Origin of the sequence: Paenarthrobacter sp. NEAU-H11 (assembly GCF_050573415.1) — a bacterium.
Lineage (GTDB): Bacteria > Actinomycetota > Actinomycetes > Actinomycetales > Micrococcaceae > Arthrobacter.
Genome location: NZ_JBNZGA010000005.1, coordinates 59,891 through 81,555 on the forward strand (window position 1 = coordinate 59,891; position 21,665 = coordinate 81,555).

Annotated in this window: 22 protein-coding genes; 12 read left to right on the forward strand and 10 right to left on the reverse strand. The window is 65.5% G+C overall.

Going from position 1 to position 21,665, the window contains the following annotated elements:
* Window positions 1-13 precede the first annotated feature (13 nt).
* Window positions 14-808 (forward strand): Fe-S cluster assembly ATPase SufC, encoded by a 795-nt coding sequence (gene sufC / locus ACQ3DC_RS08230; RefSeq protein ID WP_104997919.1) that lies wholly within the window; start codon window positions 14-16, stop codon window positions 806-808.
* A gap of 15 nt (window positions 809-823) precedes the next feature.
* A complete protein-coding gene (locus ACQ3DC_RS08235) occupies window positions 824-1,156 on the forward strand; it encodes a metal-sulfur cluster assembly factor (RefSeq protein ID WP_157242355.1) in 333 nt (110 codons plus the stop codon).
* A gap of 168 nt (window positions 1,157-1,324) precedes the next feature.
* On the opposite strand, the gene ypfJ is transcribed toward ACQ3DC_RS08235, so the two are convergent.
* Complete coding sequence (ypfJ, locus tag ACQ3DC_RS08240; RefSeq protein ID WP_157242354.1) at window positions 1,325-2,203, reverse strand: KPN_02809 family neutral zinc metallopeptidase; 879 nt, start codon at window positions 2,201-2,203, stop codon at window positions 1,325-1,327.
* A 59-nt stretch (window positions 2,204-2,262) separates the two neighbouring features.
* On the opposite strand from ypfJ, the gene ACQ3DC_RS08245 reads away from it, so the two are divergent.
* Window positions 2,263-3,669: a class I adenylate-forming enzyme family protein gene (locus tag ACQ3DC_RS08245; protein ID WP_430751975.1), complete on the forward strand. Its 1,407-nt coding sequence runs from the start codon at window positions 2,263-2,265 to the stop codon at window positions 3,667-3,669.
* Window positions 3,659-4,837 carry a thiolase family protein gene (locus tag ACQ3DC_RS08250; RefSeq protein ID WP_430751976.1) on the forward strand — a complete coding sequence of 393 codons (1,179 nt, stop codon included), beginning with the start codon at window positions 3,659-3,661 and terminating at the stop codon, window positions 4,835-4,837. Before ACQ3DC_RS08245 ends, ACQ3DC_RS08250 begins: the two co-directional genes overlap by 11 nt.
* Window positions 4,838-4,851: 14 nt before the next feature.
* On the opposite strand, the gene ACQ3DC_RS08255 is transcribed toward ACQ3DC_RS08250, so the two are convergent.
* The 4 genes from ACQ3DC_RS08255 to ACQ3DC_RS08270 all read right to left on the reverse strand — a co-directional run bounded on the left by ACQ3DC_RS08255 (window position 4,852) and on the right by ACQ3DC_RS08270 (window position 9,844).
* Window positions 4,852-5,475, reverse strand: coding sequence for an energy-coupling factor transporter transmembrane component T family protein (locus tag ACQ3DC_RS08255; protein ID WP_430751977.1), 624 nt, complete (start codon window positions 5,473-5,475; stop codon window positions 4,852-4,854).
* Window positions 5,472-6,203 (reverse strand): energy-coupling factor ABC transporter ATP-binding protein, encoded by a 732-nt coding sequence (locus tag ACQ3DC_RS08260; protein ID WP_421093093.1) that lies wholly within the window; start codon window positions 6,201-6,203, stop codon window positions 5,472-5,474. The genes ACQ3DC_RS08255 and ACQ3DC_RS08260 overlap by 4 nt, the downstream gene beginning before the upstream one ends.
* An 11-nt stretch (window positions 6,204-6,214) precedes the next feature.
* A complete protein-coding gene (locus tag ACQ3DC_RS08265) occupies window positions 6,215-6,859 on the reverse strand; it encodes a biotin transporter BioY (RefSeq protein WP_321216195.1) in 645 nt (214 codons plus the stop codon).
* 201 nt (window positions 6,860-7,060) lie between these two features.
* Window positions 7,061-9,844 (reverse strand): phytase, encoded by a 2,784-nt coding sequence (locus ACQ3DC_RS08270; RefSeq protein WP_430751978.1) that lies wholly within the window; start codon window positions 9,842-9,844, stop codon window positions 7,061-7,063.
* 419 nt (window positions 9,845-10,263) lie between these two features.
* On the opposite strand from ACQ3DC_RS08270, the gene ACQ3DC_RS08275 reads away from it, so the two are divergent.
* Together ACQ3DC_RS08275 and ACQ3DC_RS08280 are read left to right on the forward strand one after the other, a co-directional pair.
* The gene (locus tag ACQ3DC_RS08275; RefSeq protein ID WP_430752052.1) at window positions 10,264-11,433 is read left to right on the forward strand and encodes a DUF7594 domain-containing protein; all 1,170 of its coding nucleotides are present in this window, start codon (window positions 10,264-10,266) and stop codon (window positions 11,431-11,433) included.
* Between the two features lie 237 nt (window positions 11,434-11,670).
* Window positions 11,671-13,269, forward strand: a complete 1,599-nt coding sequence (locus ACQ3DC_RS08280; RefSeq protein WP_321216198.1) for an ABC-F family ATP-binding cassette domain-containing protein — start codon at window positions 11,671-11,673, stop codon at window positions 13,267-13,269.
* Window positions 13,270-13,428: 159 nt separating this feature from the next.
* Here the strand turns inward: ACQ3DC_RS08280 and ACQ3DC_RS08285 are convergent, their stop codons facing one another.
* The 4 genes from ACQ3DC_RS08285 to ACQ3DC_RS08300 are packed head-to-tail and all read right to left on the reverse strand — an operon-like array spanning window position 13,429 to window position 15,485.
* Complete coding sequence (locus ACQ3DC_RS08285; RefSeq protein WP_321216199.1) at window positions 13,429-13,905, reverse strand: YbaK/EbsC family protein; 477 nt, start codon at window positions 13,903-13,905, stop codon at window positions 13,429-13,431.
* A gap of 3 nt (window positions 13,906-13,908) precedes the next feature.
* On the reverse strand, window positions 13,909-14,784 hold the full coding sequence (locus tag ACQ3DC_RS08290) for an SURF1 family cytochrome oxidase biogenesis protein (protein WP_157242345.1): 876 nt from the start codon (window positions 14,782-14,784) through the stop codon (window positions 13,909-13,911).
* Entirely contained in the window at window positions 14,785-15,054 is a 270-nt protein-coding gene (locus ACQ3DC_RS08295) for a hypothetical protein (RefSeq protein WP_323057174.1), read from the reverse strand.
* Complete coding sequence (locus ACQ3DC_RS08300) at window positions 15,051-15,485, reverse strand: DUF3099 domain-containing protein (protein WP_321216201.1); 435 nt, start codon at window positions 15,483-15,485, stop codon at window positions 15,051-15,053. The genes ACQ3DC_RS08295 and ACQ3DC_RS08300 overlap by 4 nt, the downstream gene beginning before the upstream one ends.
* Window positions 15,486-15,638: 153 nt before the next feature.
* Here ACQ3DC_RS08300 and ACQ3DC_RS08305 point away from each other — a divergent pair, with 153 nt between their 5' ends.
* Together ACQ3DC_RS08305 and ACQ3DC_RS08310 are read left to right on the forward strand one after the other, a co-directional pair.
* Window positions 15,639-16,364, forward strand: a complete 726-nt coding sequence (locus ACQ3DC_RS08305) for a beta-ketoacyl-ACP reductase (protein ID WP_157242343.1) — start codon at window positions 15,639-15,641, stop codon at window positions 16,362-16,364.
* Window positions 16,365-16,490: 126 nt separating this feature from the next.
* A complete protein-coding gene (locus tag ACQ3DC_RS08310; RefSeq protein ID WP_157242342.1) occupies window positions 16,491-17,255 on the forward strand; it encodes an SDR family oxidoreductase in 765 nt (254 codons plus the stop codon).
* Window positions 17,256-17,325: 70 nt separating this feature from the next.
* On the opposite strand, the gene serB is transcribed toward ACQ3DC_RS08310, so the two are convergent.
* Window positions 17,326-18,219 carry a phosphoserine phosphatase SerB gene (gene serB / locus ACQ3DC_RS08315; RefSeq protein ID WP_157242341.1) on the reverse strand — a complete coding sequence of 298 codons (894 nt, stop codon included), beginning with the start codon at window positions 18,217-18,219 and terminating at the stop codon, window positions 17,326-17,328.
* A gap of 102 nt (window positions 18,220-18,321) precedes the next feature.
* Here serB and map point away from each other — a divergent pair, with 102 nt between their 5' ends.
* The 4 genes from map to ACQ3DC_RS08335 all read left to right on the forward strand — a co-directional run bounded on the left by map (window position 18,322) and on the right by ACQ3DC_RS08335 (window position 21,630).
* Complete coding sequence (gene map, locus ACQ3DC_RS08320; protein ID WP_430751979.1) at window positions 18,322-19,092, forward strand: type I methionyl aminopeptidase; 771 nt, start codon at window positions 18,322-18,324, stop codon at window positions 19,090-19,092.
* Window positions 19,093-19,182: 90 nt separating this feature from the next.
* Window positions 19,183-19,968, forward strand: a complete 786-nt coding sequence (locus tag ACQ3DC_RS08325) for an ABC transporter ATP-binding protein (RefSeq protein WP_157242339.1) — start codon at window positions 19,183-19,185, stop codon at window positions 19,966-19,968.
* Window positions 19,969-19,985: 17 nt separating this feature from the next.
* Window positions 19,986-20,771 (forward strand): sulfite exporter TauE/SafE family protein, encoded by a 786-nt coding sequence (locus ACQ3DC_RS08330; RefSeq protein ID WP_157242338.1) that lies wholly within the window; start codon window positions 19,986-19,988, stop codon window positions 20,769-20,771.
* 7 nt (window positions 20,772-20,778) lie between these two features.
* On the forward strand, window positions 20,779-21,630 hold the full coding sequence (locus tag ACQ3DC_RS08335) for a TrmH family RNA methyltransferase (RefSeq protein WP_430751980.1): 852 nt from the start codon (window positions 20,779-20,781) through the stop codon (window positions 21,628-21,630).
* Window positions 21,631-21,665 lie beyond the last annotated feature (35 nt).

The following is a 21,665-nucleotide window of genomic DNA, read 5'->3' on the forward strand; positions in this document are numbered from 1 at the left end:
GAGAACAAGACACATGTCTACTCTTGAGATCAAGGACCTGCACGTCAGCATTGAGACGGAGCAGGGAACCAAGGAAATCCTGAAGGGCGTCAGCCTGACCATCCGGACCGGCGAGACCCACGCCATCATGGGCCCCAACGGCTCCGGCAAGTCCACGCTGGCCTCCACCATCGCGGGCCACCCGCGCTACAACGTCACCAGCGGCTCCATCACCCTCGACGGCGAAGACGTCCTGGCGATGAGTGTTGACGAGCGCGCCCGTGCAGGCGTCTTCCTGGCCATGCAGTACCCGGTGGAGGTCCCCGGTGTCAGCATGACCAACTTCCTGCGCACCGCAAAGACTGCCATCGACGGCGAAGCGCCCAAGCTCCGCACCTGGACCAAGGACGTCAAGGCTGCCATGGAGAAGCTGCGGATCGACGCCGACTTCGCCCAGCGCAACGTGAACGAAGGCTTCTCCGGCGGCGAAAAGAAGCGTGTGGAAATCCTGCAGCTGGAACTCTTCAAGCCGAAGTTCGCCGTCCTGGACGAGACCGACTCCGGCCTGGACGTCGACGCGCTGAAGGTCGTCTCCGAGGGCGTCAACCGCGCCCACGCCGAGGGCAAGATGGGCACGCTGCTCATCACGCACTACACGCGCATCCTGCGCTACATCAAGCCTGACTTCGTGCACGTGTTCGTGGACGGCCAGGTTGTCGAGGAAGGCGGCCCGGAGCTGGCCGACCGCCTGGAAGAAGAAGGCTACGACCGCTACGCCAAGGGCGCCGGCGCGGCCACCATCGCGGCCTCCGCCGCAGCACAGGCCTAGTAAAGGACACTTGCCATGACCGAAATCAACACGGCACGCACGAGCCTTGAGGACGTCGAGGAGGCGCTGAAGGATGTCATCGACCCCGAACTCGGCGTCAACATCGTTGACCTGGGCCTGCTGTACGGCTTGAAGTACTCCGATGACGACGGCGCGCTGCTGATCGACATGACCCTGACCACCGCGGCCTGCCCGCTCACCGACGTCCTGGAGGAACAGGTGGGCAAGGCCCTGGACGGCGTTGTTGACGACTGGCGCCTGAACTGGGTCTGGATGCCGCCATGGGGTCCTGAGCGGATCACGGACGACGGCAAGGACCAGATGCGGGCACTCGGCTTCAACATCTGAGAGCTTCACAAGTACGACGACGGCGGGTCATCTTTCCCAGGAAAGGTGACCCGCCGTCGTCGTACCCTCACCTCCCACATCCATTGCTCCATACTTGTCGTTTTCACCGCTCTAAACGACATTTGCGGAGCAACCGATGGGGCTAGAGCTGCAGAGCGCTCGGCGGAGTTAGAGCGAGGGTGCCGAGAACGTGTCGCACTGGTTGATGTCCCCGGTCTCGTAGCCGCGGTAGAACCAGCGCTGGCGCTGCTCGCTGGATCCGTGGGTCCAGGCCTCGGGCGTGACACGGCCGGTGGCCGCCTCCTGGATCCGGTCGTCGCCAACCGCAGACGCGGCGGACAGTGCATCGTTCAGGTCCTGCTGCGTGAGGGCTTCCAGGAACGGCTGGCCGTCGGGGCCCGGCTGGGTGGATGCGTGTTTTGCCCAGAGTCCGGCGTAGCAGTCAGCCTGCAGTTCAACCCGGACTGCACCGGACTCCGGCCCCTGCGGATCCTGCTGGGCTTGGTCGAGGCTCCCCAGCACGTTCTGGATGTGGTGTCCGAACTCGTGGGCCACCACATACTCCTGCGCCAGCGGCCCGCCTGAGGAACCGAACCGGTCCACGAGTTCCTGGAAGAACCCGGGATCGAAGTAGGCGGTGGTATCGGTGGGGCAGTAGAACGGTCCCACCGCGCTGGAGGCCGTGCCGCAGCCGGTGCTGACAGCCTGGTCGAAGATCACGGTCTCCGGCTGCGGGTACTGCACGTTGTACTGCTGCAGATAAGCAGGCCAGAAAGCGTTCAGGCTGTTGACTGTGCCGGTGATGCGGCAGTCCACGCGGGCGTCCGCATCCGCCCCGGTCTGGCAGGCAGGAGCCGTGCCCTGGCTCTGCGGTGCCTGGCCCGCACCGGCCAGGCCCTCCAACAGCTGGGGATTGACGCCCAGCAGCGCGGCAATGAGCAGGATGAGCCCGCCGCCGATGCCGCCGCCCACTTTGACTCCGCGGCCCATGCCGCGCCGGTCCTGGACCTGCGAGGGGTCCAGCTGCACATTGTCATTGAAACTCATAAAGTCACAATACCCGCGGGCCCGCGGCTCAATCCGTGCCGGCCGGTAAAGTTGATGCGATGCCTTTCCTCAACCGAATCCAGCGCTGGGCCGATGAACGGCCGCACGACACCGCCGTCGTGATTGCAGGACGGCGCCTTTCCTGGTTGGAGTTCCGGGATTCCGCCGCCGCGCTGGTAGCCCACGCCAAGTCCGTCACGGCCCTCTGTGAGGCCAATTCGGTTGACTTCGCCACCAAATTCGCCGCGGCGGTGGCGGGCGGGCGCCAGTGCGCCGTCCTCGACCCGGCGTGGCCCGCCCAGCTGCAGGAGGACATCAGGCGGCGCGTCGAAGCATCCGCACTTCCGGCACCGGTGTCCCCGGACGATGAGCTGGCGGACGGCGTGCCGGAGGGCACCTTCCTCATCGGACTGACGTCCGGCACCACCTCGGTTCCCAAAGCCTTCACGCGCTCCCGGCGGTCCTGGCAGGAATCCTTCGACGCCTCGATCGAGTTCTTTGGGCTCCGCCAGGATGATGTGACGCTGGCGCCGGGGCCGCTCGCCGCGAGCCTCAACCTCTACGCCCTGGCAGAGTGCCTTTATGCGGGGTCCGAGTTCCAGACCCTCGAATCCTTCGACGTCGGGGACGTCCATACCGCCATCGCGCATGACCGCGTCACCAGGCTGGTGCTGGTGCCCACCATGCTAAGGATGCTCAGCGAGCGCGGCCTGACCGGATGCGTGGACGCTTCCGGGGTCCGCACCATCATCTGTGCAGGCTCGAAGCTGGACGCGCGGACGCTGGAAGCCGCGCGCCGCTGGGCCCCGAACGCCACCATCTTCGAGTACTACGGCGCCTCGGAGCTGAGCTTTGTGTCCGGGGCCGGGCTGCCGGCCCGCCAGCCTGCCGTGCACGGCGGCACCGGAATTGGCCGGCCCTTCCCGGGCGTGGACGTCCGGATCCTCGATGACGCCGGCATGCCCCTCCCGGACGGTGACGCCGGGAACATCTGCGTCCGGAGCCCGATGGTCAGCAACGGCTACCTCTGGGGCGACGACGGCCGGGCCCTGAAGTCCTTCGGCGGCTGGTTCACAGTGGGGGACCAAGGGTATCTCGCCGAGGGGGAACTGCACATCCTGGGCCGCCGCGCGGACATGATCCTCACGGCCGGCAGGAACGTCTATCCGCACGAGGTTGAACTGGCACTGTCAGCGGTGCCCGGGGTCTCCGCCGCCGTGGCTGCCGGAATGCCCGACGACCTTCGCGGCCAAAGGGTGGTGGCCGGCGTCGTCCCCTCCCATGGGGCAGTCACGGCAACGCAGCTCCGGGCCGGACTCGAAGAGCTGCTGGCACGGGACAAGCGGCCGCTCCAGTACTACCTGCTGGCAGAATTGCCCGCCACGGACCGCGGCAAGGTCAGCAGGAGCCTGCTGCTGGACTGGATAGAGTCCCGGGACCCGAGGGTACGCAGCCTTGGCGGCTGACCAGCTCCCTCCGGACCGGCAACCCGTCATCATCGCGGCCCTGCGGACGCCGGTTAGCCGCACCAACGGCGCCCTCCGGAAACTGCGCGCCCACGAGTTGCTGGCGCCTGTCCTGCGCGGCCTTCTGGCCGGCGCCGGGGTTGAGCCCGGTGCCGTCGCCGACGTAGTGATCGGCAACGCCGTGGGCGGCGGCGGAAATGTGGCGCGCCTGGCCCTGCTTGAGGCCGGAATGCCCGTCAGTGTTCCCGGCATCTCCGTGGACCGCCAGTGCGGTTCGGGGCTGGACGCGATCGTCCTCGCGTCACGGCTGGTGGCAGCGGGCGGTGGTCCGCTGTTCCTTGCCGGAGGAGTGGAGAGCACCAGTACGGCGCCATTGCGCGCGTACAGGAACGACGACGGCAGCCCGGAGTTTTACCGGCGGGCCCAGTTTGTGCCGGCGGCCTTCGGGGACCCGGACATGGGCGTGGCCGCGGAAACCGTGGCGCAGAAGTTCAGTGTCAGCCGGGAGCGGCAGGACGCCTTCGCGCTCCGGAGCCACCGGCTGGCGCTTGGCGCCTCTCAAGCAGGGTATTTCGACGGCGAGCTGGTTCCGCTGGACACCGCCGCCGGGACTGTTGCTGCTGACGATGGTCCACGGCGGGGGTTGAACGCCGCGGTGATGTCCCGGTTCCCGGCCGCCTTCGTGGAGGGAGGAACTGTCACCGCGGGGAACTCATGCTTCGACGCGGACGCCGCCTCCGCCGTCGTCCTGACATCCCTTCAGCGGGCGCGGGAACTGGGCGCGGCGGACGCGCTGCTGGTGCTGGGCGGCGGGACGGCAGGAGTGGACCCCGAGGTGCTGGGCGTCGGTGCCGCCGCCGCGGCGAATAACGTGCTCGGTGCCGCGCAGGTGGGCGCCGGAGAGCTGGACCTGGTGGAGTTCAACGAAGCCTTCGCCTCACAGACGCTTGCCTGCCTGGACCTGCTGGGGATTGACGGTGAGCGGGTAAACCTCGACGGCGGGGCGCTGGCCTTGGGCCATGCGTACGGTGCGTCCGGCGCTGTCCTGGTGACGCGGCTTCTCGCCCAGGCGCGCAGGAACACGGCGCCGGGAAGCCTGGCACTGGCCATGATCAGCAGCGCCGGAGGCATGGGTACGGCAGCGTTGCTGCAGTACGAGCGCCTCTAGGAAGTTCCCGGGCTTCAGTCCTCCGCTTCGCCCAGGCCGCGGGCGGCAAGCGCCTCGCCCGTCTGGCGGGCGAAAGCCACCGAGGTGATGAAGACGGGCAGGATCAGGGCCCTCGGATTTCGTTCCAGGCCCCGGGCACGGGCGGAATCCCGGACGTCGGCAAAGGTGCCGGCGATGTAGGGGATGCTGCGCAGCATGATGCCGATGGTGAGGGCGAACCGCTCGGGATCGGCACCAAACCTCCTGAAGGGCGTGGCTGCCCTGACTACTCCATCCAGGAGCTGCTGCACCGGCGTAGTGGCTGTGAGCAGCGAGGCCGCCACAACGCAGATGACGATGTTCAGGACGATCCTGGCCGCAGTCGGGGCTCCCAGCTGCCACCACTGGAACAGCCCGATGACCAGCAGGACGGCGGCGAGCGGGCGGATTGCTCCCCAGAGCCGTTTCAGGCCCGCACCGGTGAGCAGGAAGAGGCCGCAGAGTCCGCCAAGTACCGCCGCCGAGATGAGCCAGTCCTGGATGATGAACGAGGCCAGGCCGCAGCCGAACACCAGGAGGAACTTCAGCGCGGGCGGTGACCGGTGGAGCAGTGAATTCCCCGGCACGTAGTTGGCCAGGAGGAAGCCGTGCCCCCTCATCGGACGCCCGGCTCCGTGGCACGGAGGCCTTCCATGCACAGGGCGCGGTACGCTGCCACCGCTTCCGCCGGGGCACCGTCGAACGCGACTTTTCCCTGGTCGATGACCAGTACGCGGTCCATCTCCAGTGCAAGGTCAAGGTCGTGGGTGGACATGATGACCTGCTGGTCCAGCCCCGCCAGGGTCCTGCGGAGAAGCTCCCGGTTGCGAAGGTCCAGGAGGGTGGAGGGTTCGTCGAGCACAAGGACCTGGGGGTTCACCGCCAGGACGGCCGCGAGGGCCATCAGCTGCCGCTCGCCGCCGGAGAGTTCGTAGATGCTCTGGTCCGCCAGATGCAGCAGTCCCATCCGCTCGAGGGCCGCTTCGGCCTGACTGCGCCGCTCGGTGCCGTTCTTCACCGAGCGGCGCAGCGAAAGCTCCACGTCCTCCCGGCCGGTGGGCATCACCAGCTGGGAGAGGGGATCGGTGAAGACGAAGCCGACGTTCCGCCGGACTTTCCGGACGGCACGTACTGTGTCCTCGCCGTCGACCGCAACGCTGCCCGCTGTCGGCTGGATGAGGCCGTTGACCAGCCGCAGCAGCGTGGACTTCCCGGAGCCGTTGGCGCCGATGACGCCCACGCGCCGTTCCGTGAGTTCGAGGTTGACGTCGGCGAGGAGGACCTTGGGCTCAGGGGAGTGGTCCGTTTCGACGGCGACTGTTGCCTTGTCAAAGGTCACGGAAGGCATGGCGGTTGTTCCTAGGCTTCGGTGGTCTGGACGGTGCTGCGGCGGACGCGGCGGACCAGGATGTCCGGGAATGCGCGGTGGAGGGCGACGGCGATGATGGCGGCGAGGATGTTCTTGACGATGTCTCCGGGGTAGAAGACCAGGTCGCTTACGAATGCCTGCGCCAGGGTTGCCTTGGTGTTCAGGGCAATGCCGGCGACGCCGAGCGAGTGCACCACCAGCACGCTGGTGGCCATGGCGGCCAGGAAGAGCCAGAGGGCACGGACTTTGGTGGTGCGGCGGATCACCAAGGTGGCGAGCCAGCCTACGACCAAAGCTGCGATGGGGAAGGCGATGATGTAGCCGGCGGACGGACCGGCGAGGATGCCCAGTCCGCTGCGGCCCTGGCTGAAGATCGGAAGGCCGGCGAGGCCCAGCAGGGTGTACAGGCCGACGGCGGCGAAGCCCCTTCCGGGGCCGAGCACCAGGCCGGTGAGCATCACGGCAAGGGTCTGGAAGGTGATGGGGACGCCGAAGCCGTTCACGGCAAGGCCGGGAACGAGGGCCGCGCCGGCCACGAGGGCGGCGAAGACGGCAATCAGGCCCAGGTCGGTGGCGTTCCAGCGGTGGCGCTTGGTCTTGCCGGTATTGCTGACGGCAGTGTCGGTGTTGCTCATGGTGGTCCTGTCGGGGTAGTACAAGCGGGATCTGGTGTAGTCCCGACGTTACCGGGGCAGGGCAGGGGGTATTTTGTAGGGGCCCTACTAAAGCAGGCCCCGGCGGATGAGGTCTGGGCACAACTGGCCCACCGTTCATGCCAGTAACGGTTCTGGTTCCTGGGGGCCGCGATGGGTTCTGTGAGCTGTGAGCTCCTACGGTTATTGCAGCTGAAGCACCAGCTTTGGCGGGGTGCTTGTCTCCCTTGAGCCGAAGTCGGCCCCGTCGCTGCTGGTGGCGTTGATGCCAAGCGAGAGGATGCCGCCGAGCTCGCCCTGCAAAGCTGACGCACTCAGCGTCACTTCATAGCTGGTGTTCGACGCGACGGGTCCGAGACTGCCCAGCACACTGCTGCCCAGGGCCGGCCTTGTGCTGTACGTGAGGCCGCTCTCAGTCCAGGTGTCGTCCGTAACCAGCCTGACGTTCTGCATACCCACTGAGCCGCTGGTCGTCGCCCGCAGTTGGAGCTTCGCGCTAACGATCGTCTTTCCTGCGAGCGCCGACACATCAAACTTCAGGTAGGCATTCTCCACCGGACTGTTGTCCACGGCGAGCTTCGGCGCCGTCCCGTAATTCGCCGTCGCCGCCCCGCTGGAAACATAAGCGTCCGCTGTGGCCGTCAACGTCACCGTCACCGTCTCCGGGGGCGTCGTAGCCGCGGCTGTGGTGAAAGTCCACGTCTTGGCAATGACTGCATTTCCGGAGGAATCTTTCGCCCCGGTGACCCTCGCGGTGTACTGCGTACCAGGATTCAAATTGGCGGTGGGATCCAGCGTGGCGGTGTTGTCGCTGAGGGTCACGACCGCATTCACAGGAGTGGTTGAAGTTCCCTCGGCCAGCGTGAACGTCGTGTTGTTGACCGTCGTCGAGTCCATTGCCTCCGAAAACGTAGCCGTGACATTGCCGGTGACCGCTGCGTCTGCTGCATTTTCTGCAGGAGTCACCGAGGTCACCGTAGGTGCGGTGGTATCTCCGGGCGGGGTCCCCGTGCCCGATCCCAGCTGGAGCACCAGCCTGGGTGGGGTGGTTGTCTCTCTTGAGCCGAAGTCAGCCCCGTCATTGCTGGTGGTGTTGATGCCAAGCGAGAGGATTCCGCCGAGCTCGCCCTGCAGAGCTGACGCAGTCAGTGGCACTTCATAATTGGTGTTCGACGAGACGGGTCCGGCGGTGCCCAGGACGCTGGTGCCCAGGGCCGGCCTCGTGCTGTACGTGAGGCCGCTCTCAGTCCAGGTGTCGTCCGTAACCAGCCTGACGTTCTGGGTTCCCACTGAGCCGCTGGTCGTTGCCCGAATCTGGAGCTTCGCGCTCACGATCGTTCTTCCTGCGAGTGCCGACATATCAAACTTAAGGTAGGCATTCTCCACCGGGCTGTTGTCCACAGAGAGCTTCGGCGCCGTCCCGTAATTCGCCGTCGCCGCCCCGCTTGAAACATAAGCGTCCGCTGTGGTGGTCAAGATCTCCGTTTGCGGCGCCGTGGTGTCGATCAGCCACGTTCGCTCCGCGGGAGTCGGGTCCGCGTTGCCGGCCGCGTCGGTCGCCCGCACCGTGAAGACGTGCGAGCCAACCGCGAGATCAGCGTATCTCTTCGGCGAGGCACATCCCTCGAAGGCACCTCCATCCAAGGCACACTCGAAGGTCCCGGGCTCCGTGGCAGTGAAGGTGAACTCGGCCGAAGTGCTGCCACTGGTCCCTGACGGACCACCTGTAATCGATGTATCGGGCGGGGTGGTGTCCGGTACGGGATCGCCGCCTCCGCCCTCTGCTCCTATTTGCCGCGGGTCAAAAGTAGTGTCCACAAGCAGGCGGGGGCTGAACGCATCGGCAATCTGCTGCCAGGAGACAAGCTTGTGGTTTTGGTTACCGCTGTTACCGTTGCCCGCATCCGTGTTGTTGTGGTCCTGGCTCGTGAAAAGACCAGCGGGATAGGAGGGTCCAAGTGGGAAATTGGTGACATCAATCCCGTCTTGACCATTGACACCGTCGACGCCGCCTCCAGCGACGATCTTGAAGGAGCCGACGAAGGCGTTGTCACCGCGGTTGTAGACAACGAAGTTGGATCCGCCCTGGCTCGACACAATCAGATACCCGGTCCCCTGCCGGCCATAGTAAATGGCGGAGTTTTTGACGTTCTCCACTATTCGTCCGCCGGTCGCCACCGTGCGGTCCACGAGCGACCGGGTTGAGCCGTCCCCCGGCTCAGCTCCGTAGCGCCAGAGGCCGACTTTCTCCTCGGACACGTATAAACGTTGCAGCTCATCATCTGCGGAAATACCCTCGGAGCTGTCGCCATTGTCGAAAGAACGCACCGCTGTCCCGCGAACCGATCCGTTGGCGCCATCCAACTCGAACTGGGTAATCACATTCGTATTGAAGTCATGCACAAAGGCGTAGTACTTCCCCGACGCCGGGGAGTGATACATTCCAAAGCCGCGGGGCCTGCCTGGAGTGCTGATGCGCCCCACCTCTGTCAGGGACCGGTCCGCGACGTTCACCTTGTAGAACCGAACGCCGGTCGACTCCACATTCCTCTCCGTCACGCCGACGAGGGCGACGCGCTCACTGCCCAACGGAAAGTTGTACCGGAGATCGACGTTGTTCATGCTGCCGTGCAGGTAGAAATGCAGCTGGCGCCCGGACAGGTCGTAGACCCCCACTCCTCCAGTACTTAACTTGTCTGTGCCGATCACCACGCTCTGCGACGGATCCGTGGGGTGTATCCAGATCGCGGTGTCGTCTGCCGCGTCACTGGAGCTCGGAACGGGTGTTGTCTCTCCCGACGGAACCACGAGGACGTCCGCCGCATGCGCCTGCGGGGCGATGAGTACGTTGAGGCCTGCGAGGGCGGCGGCTAAAACCGCAACAAGCAGGATCCGGAACAGCGTGGGAGCGTGGCGCAAGGATCCGCCAGCGGCCCGCGTGCGTCGAGCAGCAACCGTGTGAGCCATGGACTTCCTATCCGTTGGCCGGTGCTGCATAAATGCACCGGATGTCCGATACGGACGCCCCAGGCCCCCAGCAGCATTCAGCGTCGTAGGGGAAGCCTACGCGCGGCCGGACCAGGCAAGAATAAGGGCGATCACCCATTTCACCCATTAGGTATAGGTGTTTTGTCAGTCCCAAAAACTTGGGTATAGGGGATCGATTGCTCCGTTATTGTTCCAGGCTTACGCTTTGAGATAACTCGCATTTAGCCGTCGTTGTTTCTGGGGTCGACACTCGCGCGGGCAGCCGGTACATCAAATCCCTAGTAGAAACAGCGACGACCATGAAGGCTACGAGCGTTCAAGCGCTGCAAACTCAGCAGAACCGGCGTGGCATTGACTTCCGGCGTAAATGCGCAGCGGTTGCTTCGTCCATTCTGATTATGTTCGCAATTATCACTCCGACATCCGCAAGCGCCGCAGCGACAACCTCGTTAGTCATGGATACTTACGTGCAGGCCGACAAAGCGAATTCGAACTTTGGGACCAGCATCCGTTTATCTACGGAAGGCCGGGCGTATATCTGGCGGAACTCGCTCCTACGATTCTCCGTGCTGGTGCCCGCAGGAGAACATGTCGTATCAGCCAAACTTCGGGCGTATTCCGAGGCATCTGCAAATTCCACACAGTTCGTTGACGCCTTTACTACATCTGGCGGCTGGACCGAGAGGGGCGTCACGTGGAATAACGCACCGGCACGCGGGACATGGCTCGGGAAGGCCGGCGGATTCGCGAGCGGCTCCTGGGTTGAATGGGATGTAACGAAGGGCGTCAATCCGAAGGGCGGCGAGCAAAACTTCAAGCTGGAAAGCAACGCGCAGAAGTGGATCGGGTTTAAGTCCAGGGAATCGTCGAACTCCGCCCTGCGCCCAAAACTTGTGGTGACGACAGCGCCTGACACGGTGACCTCCACCGAGGCGGCCGTAGTCCAGGGGTGGGGCGCGAGCGTGGCCGGGGACGAGTTCAATTATTCCGGCGCGCCCGATGCCGCGAAGTGGAATGTCTACAACAGTGCCGGCCACGCAGGAAACGGTCTCCGGAGTCCACAGCAGGTAACCGTGAACGGGTCCACAATGGTCATGACCGGAACTCCGGATGGCACGACTGCCGGGATGGGCGCCAAATTTGCTAACCAGAAGTACGGGCGGTGGGAAGTCCGGGCGGCCGGGTCCGGTGATAACGAATACCACCTGGTGTCCATCCTGTGGCCCGACAGTGAAAATTGGCCGTGTGACGGCGAGATTGACTATGCAGAGACGACCGGCGACTGGAACGTCATCCAGTTCTTCCACCACTATGGATGCTCGAACTTACAGACCGCGGCGTCCAAGCCCCTGGATGTGACGCAGTTTCACAACTACGCGGTCGACTGGTCGTCGCGCGGGATCGTCGGCTATGTCGATGGCATAAAGTGGTTCGAAGACACCGACCCTGCACATCAGCCTCCCGGTCCGATGCATCAGACCTTACAACTGGACTGGTTCCCTGACAGCAGTGCCGACGGAGCCGGCGAGATGCGGGTTGACTGGGTCCGCGTGTACGCGGCAGGGTGAACATCCAAGCGCTAGCAGCGCCGGACAATTCCTAGTGGACATAGCGGTTCCCGTCGTGCCTTCGAACGTGACAGCCATGGTCCGGGTACTCCAGTCCGTGAGACCCGTCTCGAAGTAGCCCTCCCCGGCGCGTTGAACGGTAGACTTGGATGGGCCGTTCTCCGGCCATTGCCGCCCACGCCCATCACAGATACTTGGGGCTGCGGCTTATCCCTGCTGTGAAAGGCTTTACCTGCTGTGATTACTGTCCAGGACCTCGAACTGCGTGCCGGCGCCCGGCTCCTGATGGATCAGGTGAGCTTCCGCATCGACAAGGGAGACAAGATCGGGCTGGTGGGCCGGAACGGTGCCGGGAAGACGACGCTCACCCGCGTGCTCGCGGGCGAAGGGCTTCCGGCAGCCGGCAAAGTTACCCGCACCGGTGAAATCGGCTACCTTCCCCAGGATCCGCGCACGCCGGACATGGAGCAGCTCGCGCGGGACCGGATCCTGTCCGTCCGGGGCCTGGACATCGCCGTCGGCAAGCTCCGCTTGGCGCACGAAGAGATGGCCAGCGAGGATGCTGCCGTGCAGCGCAAGGCAATGAACCGCTACGACCGGCTCGAGTCCGAGTTCCTGGCGGCCGGCGGTTACGCCGCTGAAGCCGAGGCCGCAGCTATCTGCTCCAACCTCGCCCTGCCGGACCGGCTGCTGAACCAGCCGCTCAAGACCCTTTCCGGTGGCCAGCGGCGCCGCGTGGAACTGGCGCGCATCCTGTACTCGGATGCGGAGACCATGCTCCTCGACGAGCCCACCAACCACCTCGATGCCGACTCCATCGCGTGGCTCCGTGACTTCCTGAAAAACCACCAGGGCGGGCTCATCGTGATCAGCCACGACACTGAACTCCTCGAAGCCACCGTTAATAAGGTGTTCCTGCTGGATGCCAACCGTGCGCAGATCGACTTCTACAACATGGACTGGAAGCGCTACCTCACGCAGCGCGAAACCGACGAACGTGCGCGCAAGCGCGAGCGGGCCAATGCCGAGAAGAAGGCCCAGGTGCTGTTCGACCAGGCTAACAAGATGCGGGCAAAGGCCACCAAGGCCGTTGCCGCCCAGAACATGGCCAAGCGCGCCGAGCGCCTGTTGAGCGGCCTGGAGGCTGTCCGCGAGCAGGACCGGGTGGCAGCGCTGCGCTTCCCGGATCCCTCGCCGTGCGGCCGGACCCCGCTTACCGCCGAGGGCCTCAGCAAGTCCTACGGTTCCCTGGAGATCTTCACTGACGTGGACCTGGCCATCGACCGCGGCTCCAAAGTGGTCATCCTGGGACTCAACGGTGCCGGCAAAACTACCCTGCTGCGGATGCTCGCGGGCGTGGACAAGCCCGACACCGGTGACGTGATTGCCGGGCACGGCCTGAAGGTGGGCTACTACGCGCAGGAGCACGAGACCCTCGACGTCGAGCGCACCGTCCTGGAGAACATGCGCTCCGCTGCACCGGACATGAAGGACGCGGAGGTGCGCGGCATCCTGGGCTCGTTCCTGTTCTCCGGCGACGACGTCGACAAGCCTGCCGGCGTCCTCTCCGGCGGCGAGAAGACGCGCCTCGCCCTGGCCACCATCGTGGCCTCCAGTGCCAACGTGCTCCTCCTCGACGAGCCCACCAACAACCTCGACCCCGCCAGCCGTGCCGAAATCCTCGGGGCCCTCAAGAACTACAGCGGAGCCGTCGTCCTGGTCAGCCACGACGAGGGGGCTGTCGAGGCCCTCAACCCTGAGCGCGTCGTCCTGCTGCCGGACGGTATCGAGGATCACTGGAATGAAGACTATTTGGACCTGATTACGCTGGCTTAGTCCCGCCGCGGTGCGGCTTGCGTTCGCTGCGCGACGCCGGTGGGTTGCGTCCGCTTCGCGGCGTGGGCGATTTCCCGCGTGCTGGCTCCTTCGTTGCCTTTGACGCACGCTACATAAATCGCCCACGCCGCTGCGCTTGTGCCCCGGACACCTTTTGTGTCAGCGCACCTTCAGTTCCCTGGCTTCGGTGATTCTTCGCAGCTCTGCATACGTGATGCTGAACATTGAGTTGTGGTCTCCTGCTCCGGCCCAGAGGAGTTCCTGTTTCTTGAGGGAGCTGTCCAAGAGGGCCCTGATCTTTTCCGGGTGGCCCACCGGGGCCACTCCGCCTACCGCCTGGCCGGTATGCTGCAGGACGAACTCGGGGGAGGCGCGGCGGATTCTGCCTTCACCCAGCTGCCCGGCCACCAGCCTTGTGTCCACCCGTGCCGCCCCACTGGCAAGGATCAGCAGGGGCTCCCCATTGAGGTCGAAGATCAGGCTGTTCGTGATCGCTGCGAGGTCGCAGCCGAGCGCCTCAGCTGCCGCGGACGCCGTCGGAACGCCCGCCGGAAAAGTCCGCACGGTGTCCCCAACTCCGGCAGCCACCAGGGCCGCGCGCACCAGGACCACCGGGCCGCCGTCGTGCTCCGTCATCCGTCAGTACCCCTGGGCGTCGAGGAGTGCGTCTTCCTCTTCCTCGGATGTCGCCTTCTTCCGCTTCCTGGGAGGTGACGGACGACGGCGTGGTGCCCCGGCCGCCGCGCGGGGCGTGCCGTCCGCAAACGCATCGTCGTCCTCTGCGTCAATGGCCGCGTTGCGCGCCTGCTGGCGGGCGGCGTAACCGAAACCGACAAACATCAGGACGCCGAACGCGAACCACTGCAGCGAGTAGGAAAGGTGCGTGCCTTCCTCTGTGGAAGGCTTGGGGAACGCCATGGGCATCTCGGCGGCCGGGGGAGTCTCGGAGGCGAGCTGCCCGTAGGCTCCGGTCAGCAGCGGGTACCCAAGCTGGGCGGAGTAGGCGGGAAGGTCGATGGACGCCAGCTGGCCGTCGGGGGCGCCGCGCTTGAGTTCAGGCTCGGGATGCTTCAAGCGGACGACGGCGGTCACCTCACCTGGAGGGGGCGCCGGCACGGAGTCGGGGCTGCCGGGATTCCTGTTGCCGATGGGCAGCCACCCACGGTCGATCACGACGGTTTCACCCGTGGTCAGCCGGAACGGGACCACCACTTCGTAGCCAGGCTGGCCATTGAGCGGACGGTTCCGAACCACGCGCTGGCCGTCAACAAGATAGGTGCCCCGCAGCTCCACCTGCGTCCACTCCAAGGCGGAATCCAGCCGGCTGAATTGTCCTTTGGCGTCCTCGAACGGAATGGGCGCCGCAGAGTAATTGGTCACCACCCGGTTGATCTCGGCGAGGGTCTCGGCGCGGCGGTCCATCTGCCAGCGGCCCAGGAACACGCAGGCGGTGGCGAAGATTGCGGCCAGCAGGAGATAACCCAGCCACTTGCTGGAAAAGAGGAAACGGTACATTCAGCTGTCCTGCTCCGGGGCACCAAAGATCCGGTAGTCCTCAAGCGGCAGGGTTTCCTTCCACAGCCCCCTCGTCTGGAGGTAGTCTTCCAGCCATTCCCGGTGGTCCGCACAGGCGAGCCAGGTCTTGCGCCGCTCGGGGGTGTGGATTTTAGGGTTGTTCCACAGGAGCTGCCAGGAGGCCTCGGAGCGGCAGGCCTTGCGTGAGCAGATGGCAGCGGATTCCGCGAGCGTGGGATCGGTTCCCGCCGCGAAGTCGAAAATACTCATGATGCCCTCCGCTCCTGCCCGGTTGTTGTTTCGTCGTCGTCATTGATGAGTTCGCCCTGAAGGACCTCGTTGCCGTGTTCGTCATTGGCCGAGCGTGCGGGGGGACTCTCGAGTTCCGCCAGCGGCGCGGAGTCCAGCAGCAGGTCACTGTGCCCCTCCGCCTTGTCGCTGCCGTTCGCTATGACCACCGCAATCCACGGCAGGAACACGGCTCCGGCCACCGCGATAATCTTGAACCAGCCGTCCACCACGAAGATCAGGATCAGGCACACCATGCGGATACCCATGGCCAGCGCGTACTTGATCATGCGCTGGCGCATATCCTCGGAATGGGCCGCCGCAGCATCCGTGATGCTATGGACTTCCGCATCGCCGGAGAACCGGCCGGGTTCTCCAGTCGCGGATTGTCCCGCATGGTTTTCAAGGGTCACGGTGATTCATCACGCTCCAAAGGCTTAGCTCAATTCTCTCACCATCGGCAGTGGCACCCAAACCCGGGCCGGGCCGGACGCTAAGATCGAAGTCAGTCAAATTACCCCTACCTACCGCGGCCCCAGCGCGCCGCAGAATACCGGAGCCCCTCCATGACTGAAGCAGCCACCGCCCCCCGCAGCGTCCTCATCACCGGCGGCAACCGCGGCATCGGCCTGGCCATCGCCGAGGCGTTCCTGGCCAACGGCGACAAGGTTGCCGTCACCTACCGCAGCGAATCGAAACTCCCGGAGGGGATCCTTGGGGTCAAGGCCGACGTCACGGACGAGGCCTCGGTGGACGCCGCCTTCAAGGAAGTGGAAGCGGCGCACGGTCCCGTGGAGGTCCTGGTGGCCAACGCGGGCATCACCAAGGACACCCTGCTGCTGCGCATGAGCGAGGACGACTTCACGTCCGTCATCGACACCAACCTCACCGGCGCGTTCCGCGTCATCAAGCGCGCCTCCAAGGGCATGATCCGGCTGCGCAAGGGCCGCGTTGTCCTGATCTCCTCCGTGTCCGGCCTGTATGGGGCTCCCGGCCAGATCAACTACTCGGCGTCAAAGGCAGGCCTTGTGGGCATCGCCCGTTCCCTGACGCGTGAGCTTGGATCGCGGGGGATCACGGCCAACGTCGTCGCCCCGGGCTTCATCAACACGGACATGACTGCCGAACTCCCCGACGCCACCCGGAAGGACTACCTTTCCAGCATCCCGGCGGGCCGCTTTGCCGAGGCCTCCGAGGTAGCCAACGTGGTCCGCTGGATCTCCAGCGACGAGGCCGCCTACATCTCCGGAGCTGTCATCCCCGTCGACGGCGGCCTGGGCATGGGGCACTGACCGGCGCCGGCGAACTAGCAGCCCGGCGCTTCTTTGTGTAGGTCACACAAGGGAATTGGCCGGGGGCGCTGGCATGATGGACTGCAGGCCATCAGCAATTTAGACGTTTCAGACAAAGGAGCCCGCATGGGACTGCTGGATAACAAGACTGCCATCGTGACCGGATCCTCGCGCGGAATTGGCGCGGAGGTAGCCAAGAACCTTGCCCGCGAGGGCGCCGCCGTCGTGGTGAACTACCGCCAGAAGGCACCGCGCGCCAACAAGGTGGTGCAGGGCATCGAGGCCGCCGGCGGCCGCGCCGTGGCCGTGGGCGCCGACCTCACCAGCCAGGAGGGCGTGCAGGCCCTGGCCAGCGCCGCCATGGAGAACTTCGGGTCCCTGGACATCCTGGTGCTGAACGCTTCCGGCGGCATGGAAACCGGCATGGGCGAGGACTACGCGCTCAAGCTGAACCGCGACGCCCAAATCAACATGCTCAACGCCGCCGTGCCCCTGATGCAGGAAGGCTCCCGCGTGGTGTTCGTGACCAGCCACCAGGCCCACTTCATCAACACCGTGCCCACGATGGAAGCCTACGAGCCCGTTGCCCGCAGCAAGCGCGCCGGGGAGGACGCCCTGCGCGAACTCATTCCCGGCCTCGCCGAGAAAGGCATCACCCTGGTGGTTGTGTCCGGCGACATGATCGAGGGCACCGTCACCGCAACGCTCCTGGACCGCTCCACGCCTGGTGCCATCGAGGCCCGCCGCGCTGAAGCCGGAAAGCTGTACTCCGTGGAGGAGTTTGCCGAAGTGGTGGCCAGCATGGTCACCGCCGACGTCGAATCCGGCCACACCGAATACGCCGGCGGGGCAGACTACTTCGGCAAGGGCGCCGGCCAGGCCACGAGCTAGGCCCCAGCCAAAACGCCGGATGGCACGTTGCGGCGCGACGTGCCATCCGGCGTTTAAGGGGAGGCGCCGCTCAGACGCCGGCGACGTACCGGACGGCGTCGAGGTACGGCATGTTGACGGCGGCGTCAGCCACGGCGCGAACGGCGGGTTTGGCGTTGAAAGCGATGCCAATGCCGGCCGCACCGAGCATGTCCAGGTCATTGGCGCCGTCACCCACGGCCACCGTGTGCTCCAGCGCGATGCCCTCCGCTGCTGCCCATTCACGCAGGTATTTTTCCTTGGCTGCCCGGTCCACCACGGCGCCGAGCACCTTGCCCGTCAGCGCGCCGTCGACAATCTCCAGCTCGTTCGCCTGCCAGTAGTCCAGGCCCAGCTCATCGGCGATCGGCTCCAGGATCTGGTTGAAGCCGCCCGACACAACTGCAACCACGTGGCCGGCAGCCTTGAAGGCGGAAACCAGTTCCCCGGCTCCCAGGCTCAGCTTCACTTCCTGGCGGACGGAGTGGACGACGTCGGCCGGAAGCCCCGCGAGGACTGCCACCCGTGCGTGGAGGCTTTGGGCGAAATCCAGTTCCCCGCGCATTGCGGCTTCGGTGACAGCGGCCACTTCTTCGCGTTTCCCGGCGTAGGCGGCCAGGAGTTCGATGACCTCCTGCTGGATCAGGGTGGAGTCCACGTCCATGATCAGGAGTTTGCGTTCGGCTGACCGCAGGCCGGCAGGGACCAGGGCGGTGTCCAACCCGCCGATGGAGGCCCCGGCCAGGGCATGGCGGAGGGCGGCAAGTCCGGCGGCCGTCGCATCCGGGAGCGCCAGGTCCGCGACGTGGACCTGGTACCGCTCGTCGCCAAGGCTTGCCTCTGACAGAATGGCGGCGCCGTGCGCGGTGAAAATGGAACGGAGCTGCTCCAGCCCGGTTGTGGTTACATTCAGGCCGTAGCTGACCGCAGTCACGTTCGAAGTCATGCCTGCAATCTTAGCCAGCGGGGGAGGGGTCCCTTGAATTCATTTCACGGCTGCTGAAAGGTGGCAAGCGGACAGCAAAAACGGTCGCACCTGGAGGAACCCATGATTGAGCTGCTCACGCCCGGCGAGGTTGACGAGGCCCGTGTTTCGGGCCAGTTCGTGGCGAAGACCTTGGCGGCGTTGAGGGAGAGAGTCGGGCCGGGAACGAACCTCCTGGAAATAAACGACTGGGCTGCCTCCATGATCCAGGCCGCGGGCGCGCGCTCCTGCTACGTCGACTACGCCCCCTCATTTGGGCGCGGCCCCTTTGGGAAAGTCATCTGCACGTCCGTGAACGACGCCGTCCTGCACGGGCTGCCCCATGACTACGTGCTGATCGACGGGGACCTGCTGACGCTCGATTTCGCCGCGAGTGTCAACGGATGGGTGACGGACTCGGCAATCAGCTTCGTCGTAGGGAATTCGTCCGCGCCCGAAGACCGGCACATGATCGAAACCACCGAGAAGGCCCTCCTGGCCGGCATCGGCGCAGCGCAGCCGGGAGCCAGGATCGGAGACATCTCCCACGCCATCGGCTCGGTGCTTGAAGCGGCACAGTTCCAGGTCAATACCCAGTTCGGCGGGCACGGCGTCGGGAGCACCATGCATCAGGACCCGCACATCCCTAATACCGGTAAACCCGGCCGCGGATACGTGCTTCGCCCGGGACTGCTGTTGGCCATAGAACCTTGGGTCATGGACGGCACCAGCAAGCTCGTTACCGATCCGGACGGGTGGACGCTGCGCAGTTCCAACGGCCGCCGGACCGCGCACTCGGAGCACACCATAGCCGTCACCGGATCCGGTCCGCTGGTCCTCACTCAACTGGCATGACGGGCATGCGGGGAAGCTGCCCATCCAGGGTTTCGCTGTTACCTGCGCCGGTTATCAGTCGGCCTCTTTTTTGTCCTAGTGTCTACTCCTATGAGTGATGTTCTGGAATTGGCTTCCGTCAGCGTTGTCCGCGGCAAAAAGACCCTGCTGGACAAAGTCGATTGGGAGGTCAATGAAGGCGAACGCTGGGTGATCCTCGGACCCAACGGCGCCGGCAAGACGACGCTCCTGCAGATCGCTGCAGCCCGGCTCCACCCCAGCAGCGGTAAGGCCGGCATCCTTGACGAAATCCTCGGGCGCACGGACGTCTTCGAGCTCCGCCCCCGGATCGGGCTTTCCTCCGCCGCGCTGGCCACCCAGATTCCTGAACAGGAGAAGGTCCTCAACGTCGTGGTCACCGCCGCCTACGGTGTCACCGGCCGCTGGCGCGAGGGCTACGAGCGCGACGACGAGCGGCGGGCTTTCCGACTGCTCAACGACTGGGGGATGGGCCCGCTCCTCAACAGGACCTTCGCCACCCTGTCGGAGGGGGAGCGCAAGCGTGTCCAGATCGCCCGTGCCCTCATGACCGATCCCGAGCTGCTGCTGCTTGATGAACCGGCGGCCGGCCTTGACCTTGGTGGCCGCGAGGAACTCGTCCACAAGCTTGGGGAACTCGCACAGGACGAGGCCGCGCCGGCCATGGTCCTGGTGACGCACCACCTGGAGGAAGTCCCGCCGGGCTTCACGCACGCCATGCTGCTGCGTGACGGCGGCGTGGTCGCCGCGGGTGTGATCACGGATGTCCTGACCGCCGAAAACCTCAGCAAGACTTTCGGGCTGGACCTGGACGTGAGCGTCAACGCCGGCCGGTACACCGCCGTCGCCCGCCGCTAAGGCGGCACTGCAGCACCTTGGATCTTCTCAGCAGCATCTTTGTGACCATCGCCGGCCTCTGGGCCGGCACCATCAACGCCGTCGTGGGCTCCGGCACCCTGGTGACGTTCCCCGTGCTCATCGCCCTCGGGGTCGCCCCTGTGGTGGCCTCCATGAGCAATGCCATGGGCCTTGTCTTCGGCACGGCGGCTGGAGCGTTCGGTTACCGGCGCGAGCTGAAGGGCCGCGGACGGCAGCTGATGAGGCTCCTGCCGGCCTCGCTCCTGGGCGGCATCTCCGGCGCCTGGCTTCTCTTGCACCTCCCCGAAGAGGTATTCCACTACGTAGCGCCCGTCCTCATTGTCCTGGCCCTCCTGATGGTGGTCTTCCAGCCCCGCCTGCAGGCCTGGGTGCGAACCCGGGAGGCGAACCCGGAACACGCCGTACGGGACAAGGGGCACGGCATCCTCCTGGTGGTGCTGGTCTACCTCGCCGGCGTGTACGGCGGCTACTTCGTTGCGGCCCAGGGAATCCTGCTGGTGGGCATCCTGGGCGTCTTCCTGACGGGCACCATCCAGAACGCCAACGCCATGAAGAACATCCTGGTCCTGGGCGTGAACCTGGTGGCCGCGGTGTCCTACGTGCTGTTCGCGTTCGACCGGATCAACTGGCTTGTGGTGCTGCTGATTGCCGTGAGCTCCAGCATCGGCGGTCTCATAGGGGCCAAAGTGGGCCGCCGGCTCCCACCCACGGTGCTGCGGGCCGTGATCCTTGTCCTGGGCCTGGTGGCCCTCGGATTCATGATCGCCAATCTGCTGAAATAATCACCCGGTGACAATCCACTATCTTGAATCGGCCGCGGACCCCCGGGTCTCCGACTACACGCAGCTCACTGACGTGCACCTGCGCAAGCTCCGGGAGCCGGCTGAAGGCATGTACATTGCCGAGTCTTCCCGCGTGCTGCGCCGGGCGCTGGCCGCCGGACACCAGCCGCGGTCCTTTTTCCTGGCGGAGAAGTGGCTGGACGACCTCCAGGACGTCCTGGCCGCCCACCCGGAGGTCCCCGCCTTCATTGGCAGCGCCGCCCTGCTGGAGGAGATCACCGGTTTCCACCTGCATCGCGGGGCCATGGCGGCGATGCATCGCCCGGCTCCGGTCCCGCTGCCGGAGCTGCTGGCCGGTGCACGCAGGGTGGCCGTCCTCGAGGACATCGTGGACCACACCAACGTGGGCGCCATCTTCCGGTCGGCAGCCGCCTTGGACATCGACGCCGTCCTGGTCTCACCCCGCTGCGGCGATCCGCTGTACCGGCGGAGCGTCCGGGTGAGCATGGGCACGGTCTTCCAGGTGCCGTGGGCCCGGCTGACCGGCTGGCCGCAGGACCTCCTCCTGCTCAAGGACCACGGCTTCACGGTCGCGGCGCTGGAGCTCACCAAGGACGCGGAGGACGTGGACGCGGTGGCTGCCCGGAACCCGGAAAAACTCGCCCTGGTGCTTGGCACCGAAGGTGCCGGAATGAGCCCTGAGACCCTCGCCGCCGTCGACCTCGCCGTCAAGATACCCATGCGCAACGGCGTGGATTCCCTGAATGTTGCGGCCGCATCGGCGGTGGCGTTCTGGGAGCTGCGCCCCCGGGACCACGCCGGGCACCCCGTTCGCGGGCACCATGGTTATCCGCTATGATTGATAGCTGGCTGCCCTGCGCTTCACCGCACAGA

Bases quoted from the DNA above. Each gene is read 5' to 3' on its own strand.
- ACQ3DC_RS08305 (WP_157242343.1), top strand. From the start codon at position 15,639: ATGACTGAAGCAGCCACCGCCCCCCGCAGCGTCCTCATCACCGGCGGC.
- serB (WP_157242341.1), bottom strand. From the start codon at position 18,219: ATGACTTCGAACGTGACTGCGGTCAGCTACGGCCTGAATGTAACCACA.
- ACQ3DC_RS08265 (WP_321216195.1), bottom strand. From the start codon at position 6,859: ATGAGCAACACCGACACTGCCGTCAGCAATACCGGCAAGACCAAGCGC.
- ACQ3DC_RS08260 (WP_421093093.1), bottom strand. From the start codon at position 6,203: ATGCCTTCCGTGACCTTTGACAAGGCAACAGTCGCCGTCGAAACGGAC.
- ACQ3DC_RS08325 (WP_157242339.1), top strand. From the start codon at position 19,183: ATGAGTGATGTTCTGGAATTGGCTTCCGTCAGCGTTGTCCGCGGCAAA.
- ACQ3DC_RS08290 (WP_157242345.1), bottom strand. From the start codon at position 14,784: ATGTACCGTTTCCTCTTTTCCAGCAAGTGGCTGGGTTATCTCCTGCTG.
- ACQ3DC_RS08275 (WP_430752052.1), top strand. From the start codon at position 10,264: ATGTTCGCAATTATCACTCCGACATCCGCAAGCGCCGCAGCGACAACC.
- ACQ3DC_RS08245 (WP_430751975.1), top strand. From the start codon at position 2,263: ATGCCTTTCCTCAACCGAATCCAGCGCTGGGCCGATGAACGGCCGCAC.
- ACQ3DC_RS08285 (WP_321216199.1), bottom strand. From the start codon at position 13,905: ATGACGGAGCACGACGGCGGCCCGGTGGTCCTGGTGCGCGCGGCCCTG.
- ypfJ (WP_157242354.1), bottom strand. From the start codon at position 2,203: ATGAGTTTCAATGACAATGTGCAGCTGGACCCCTCGCAGGTCCAGGAC.
- ACQ3DC_RS08310 (WP_157242342.1), top strand. From the start codon at position 16,491: ATGGGACTGCTGGATAACAAGACTGCCATCGTGACCGGATCCTCGCGC.
- sufC (WP_104997919.1), top strand. From the start codon at position 14: ATGTCTACTCTTGAGATCAAGGACCTGCACGTCAGCATTGAGACGGAG.
- ACQ3DC_RS08270 (WP_430751978.1), bottom strand. From the start codon at position 9,844: ATGGCTCACACGGTTGCTGCTCGACGCACGCGGGCCGCTGGCGGATCC.
- ACQ3DC_RS08295 (WP_323057174.1), bottom strand. From the start codon at position 15,054: ATGAGTATTTTCGACTTCGCGGCGGGAACCGATCCCACGCTCGCGGAA.
- ACQ3DC_RS08235 (WP_157242355.1), top strand. From the start codon at position 824: ATGACCGAAATCAACACGGCACGCACGAGCCTTGAGGACGTCGAGGAG.
- ACQ3DC_RS08255 (WP_430751977.1), bottom strand. From the start codon at position 5,475: ATGAGGGGGCACGGCTTCCTCCTGGCCAACTACGTGCCGGGGAATTCA.
- map (WP_430751979.1), top strand. From the start codon at position 18,322: ATGATTGAGCTGCTCACGCCCGGCGAGGTTGACGAGGCCCGTGTTTCG.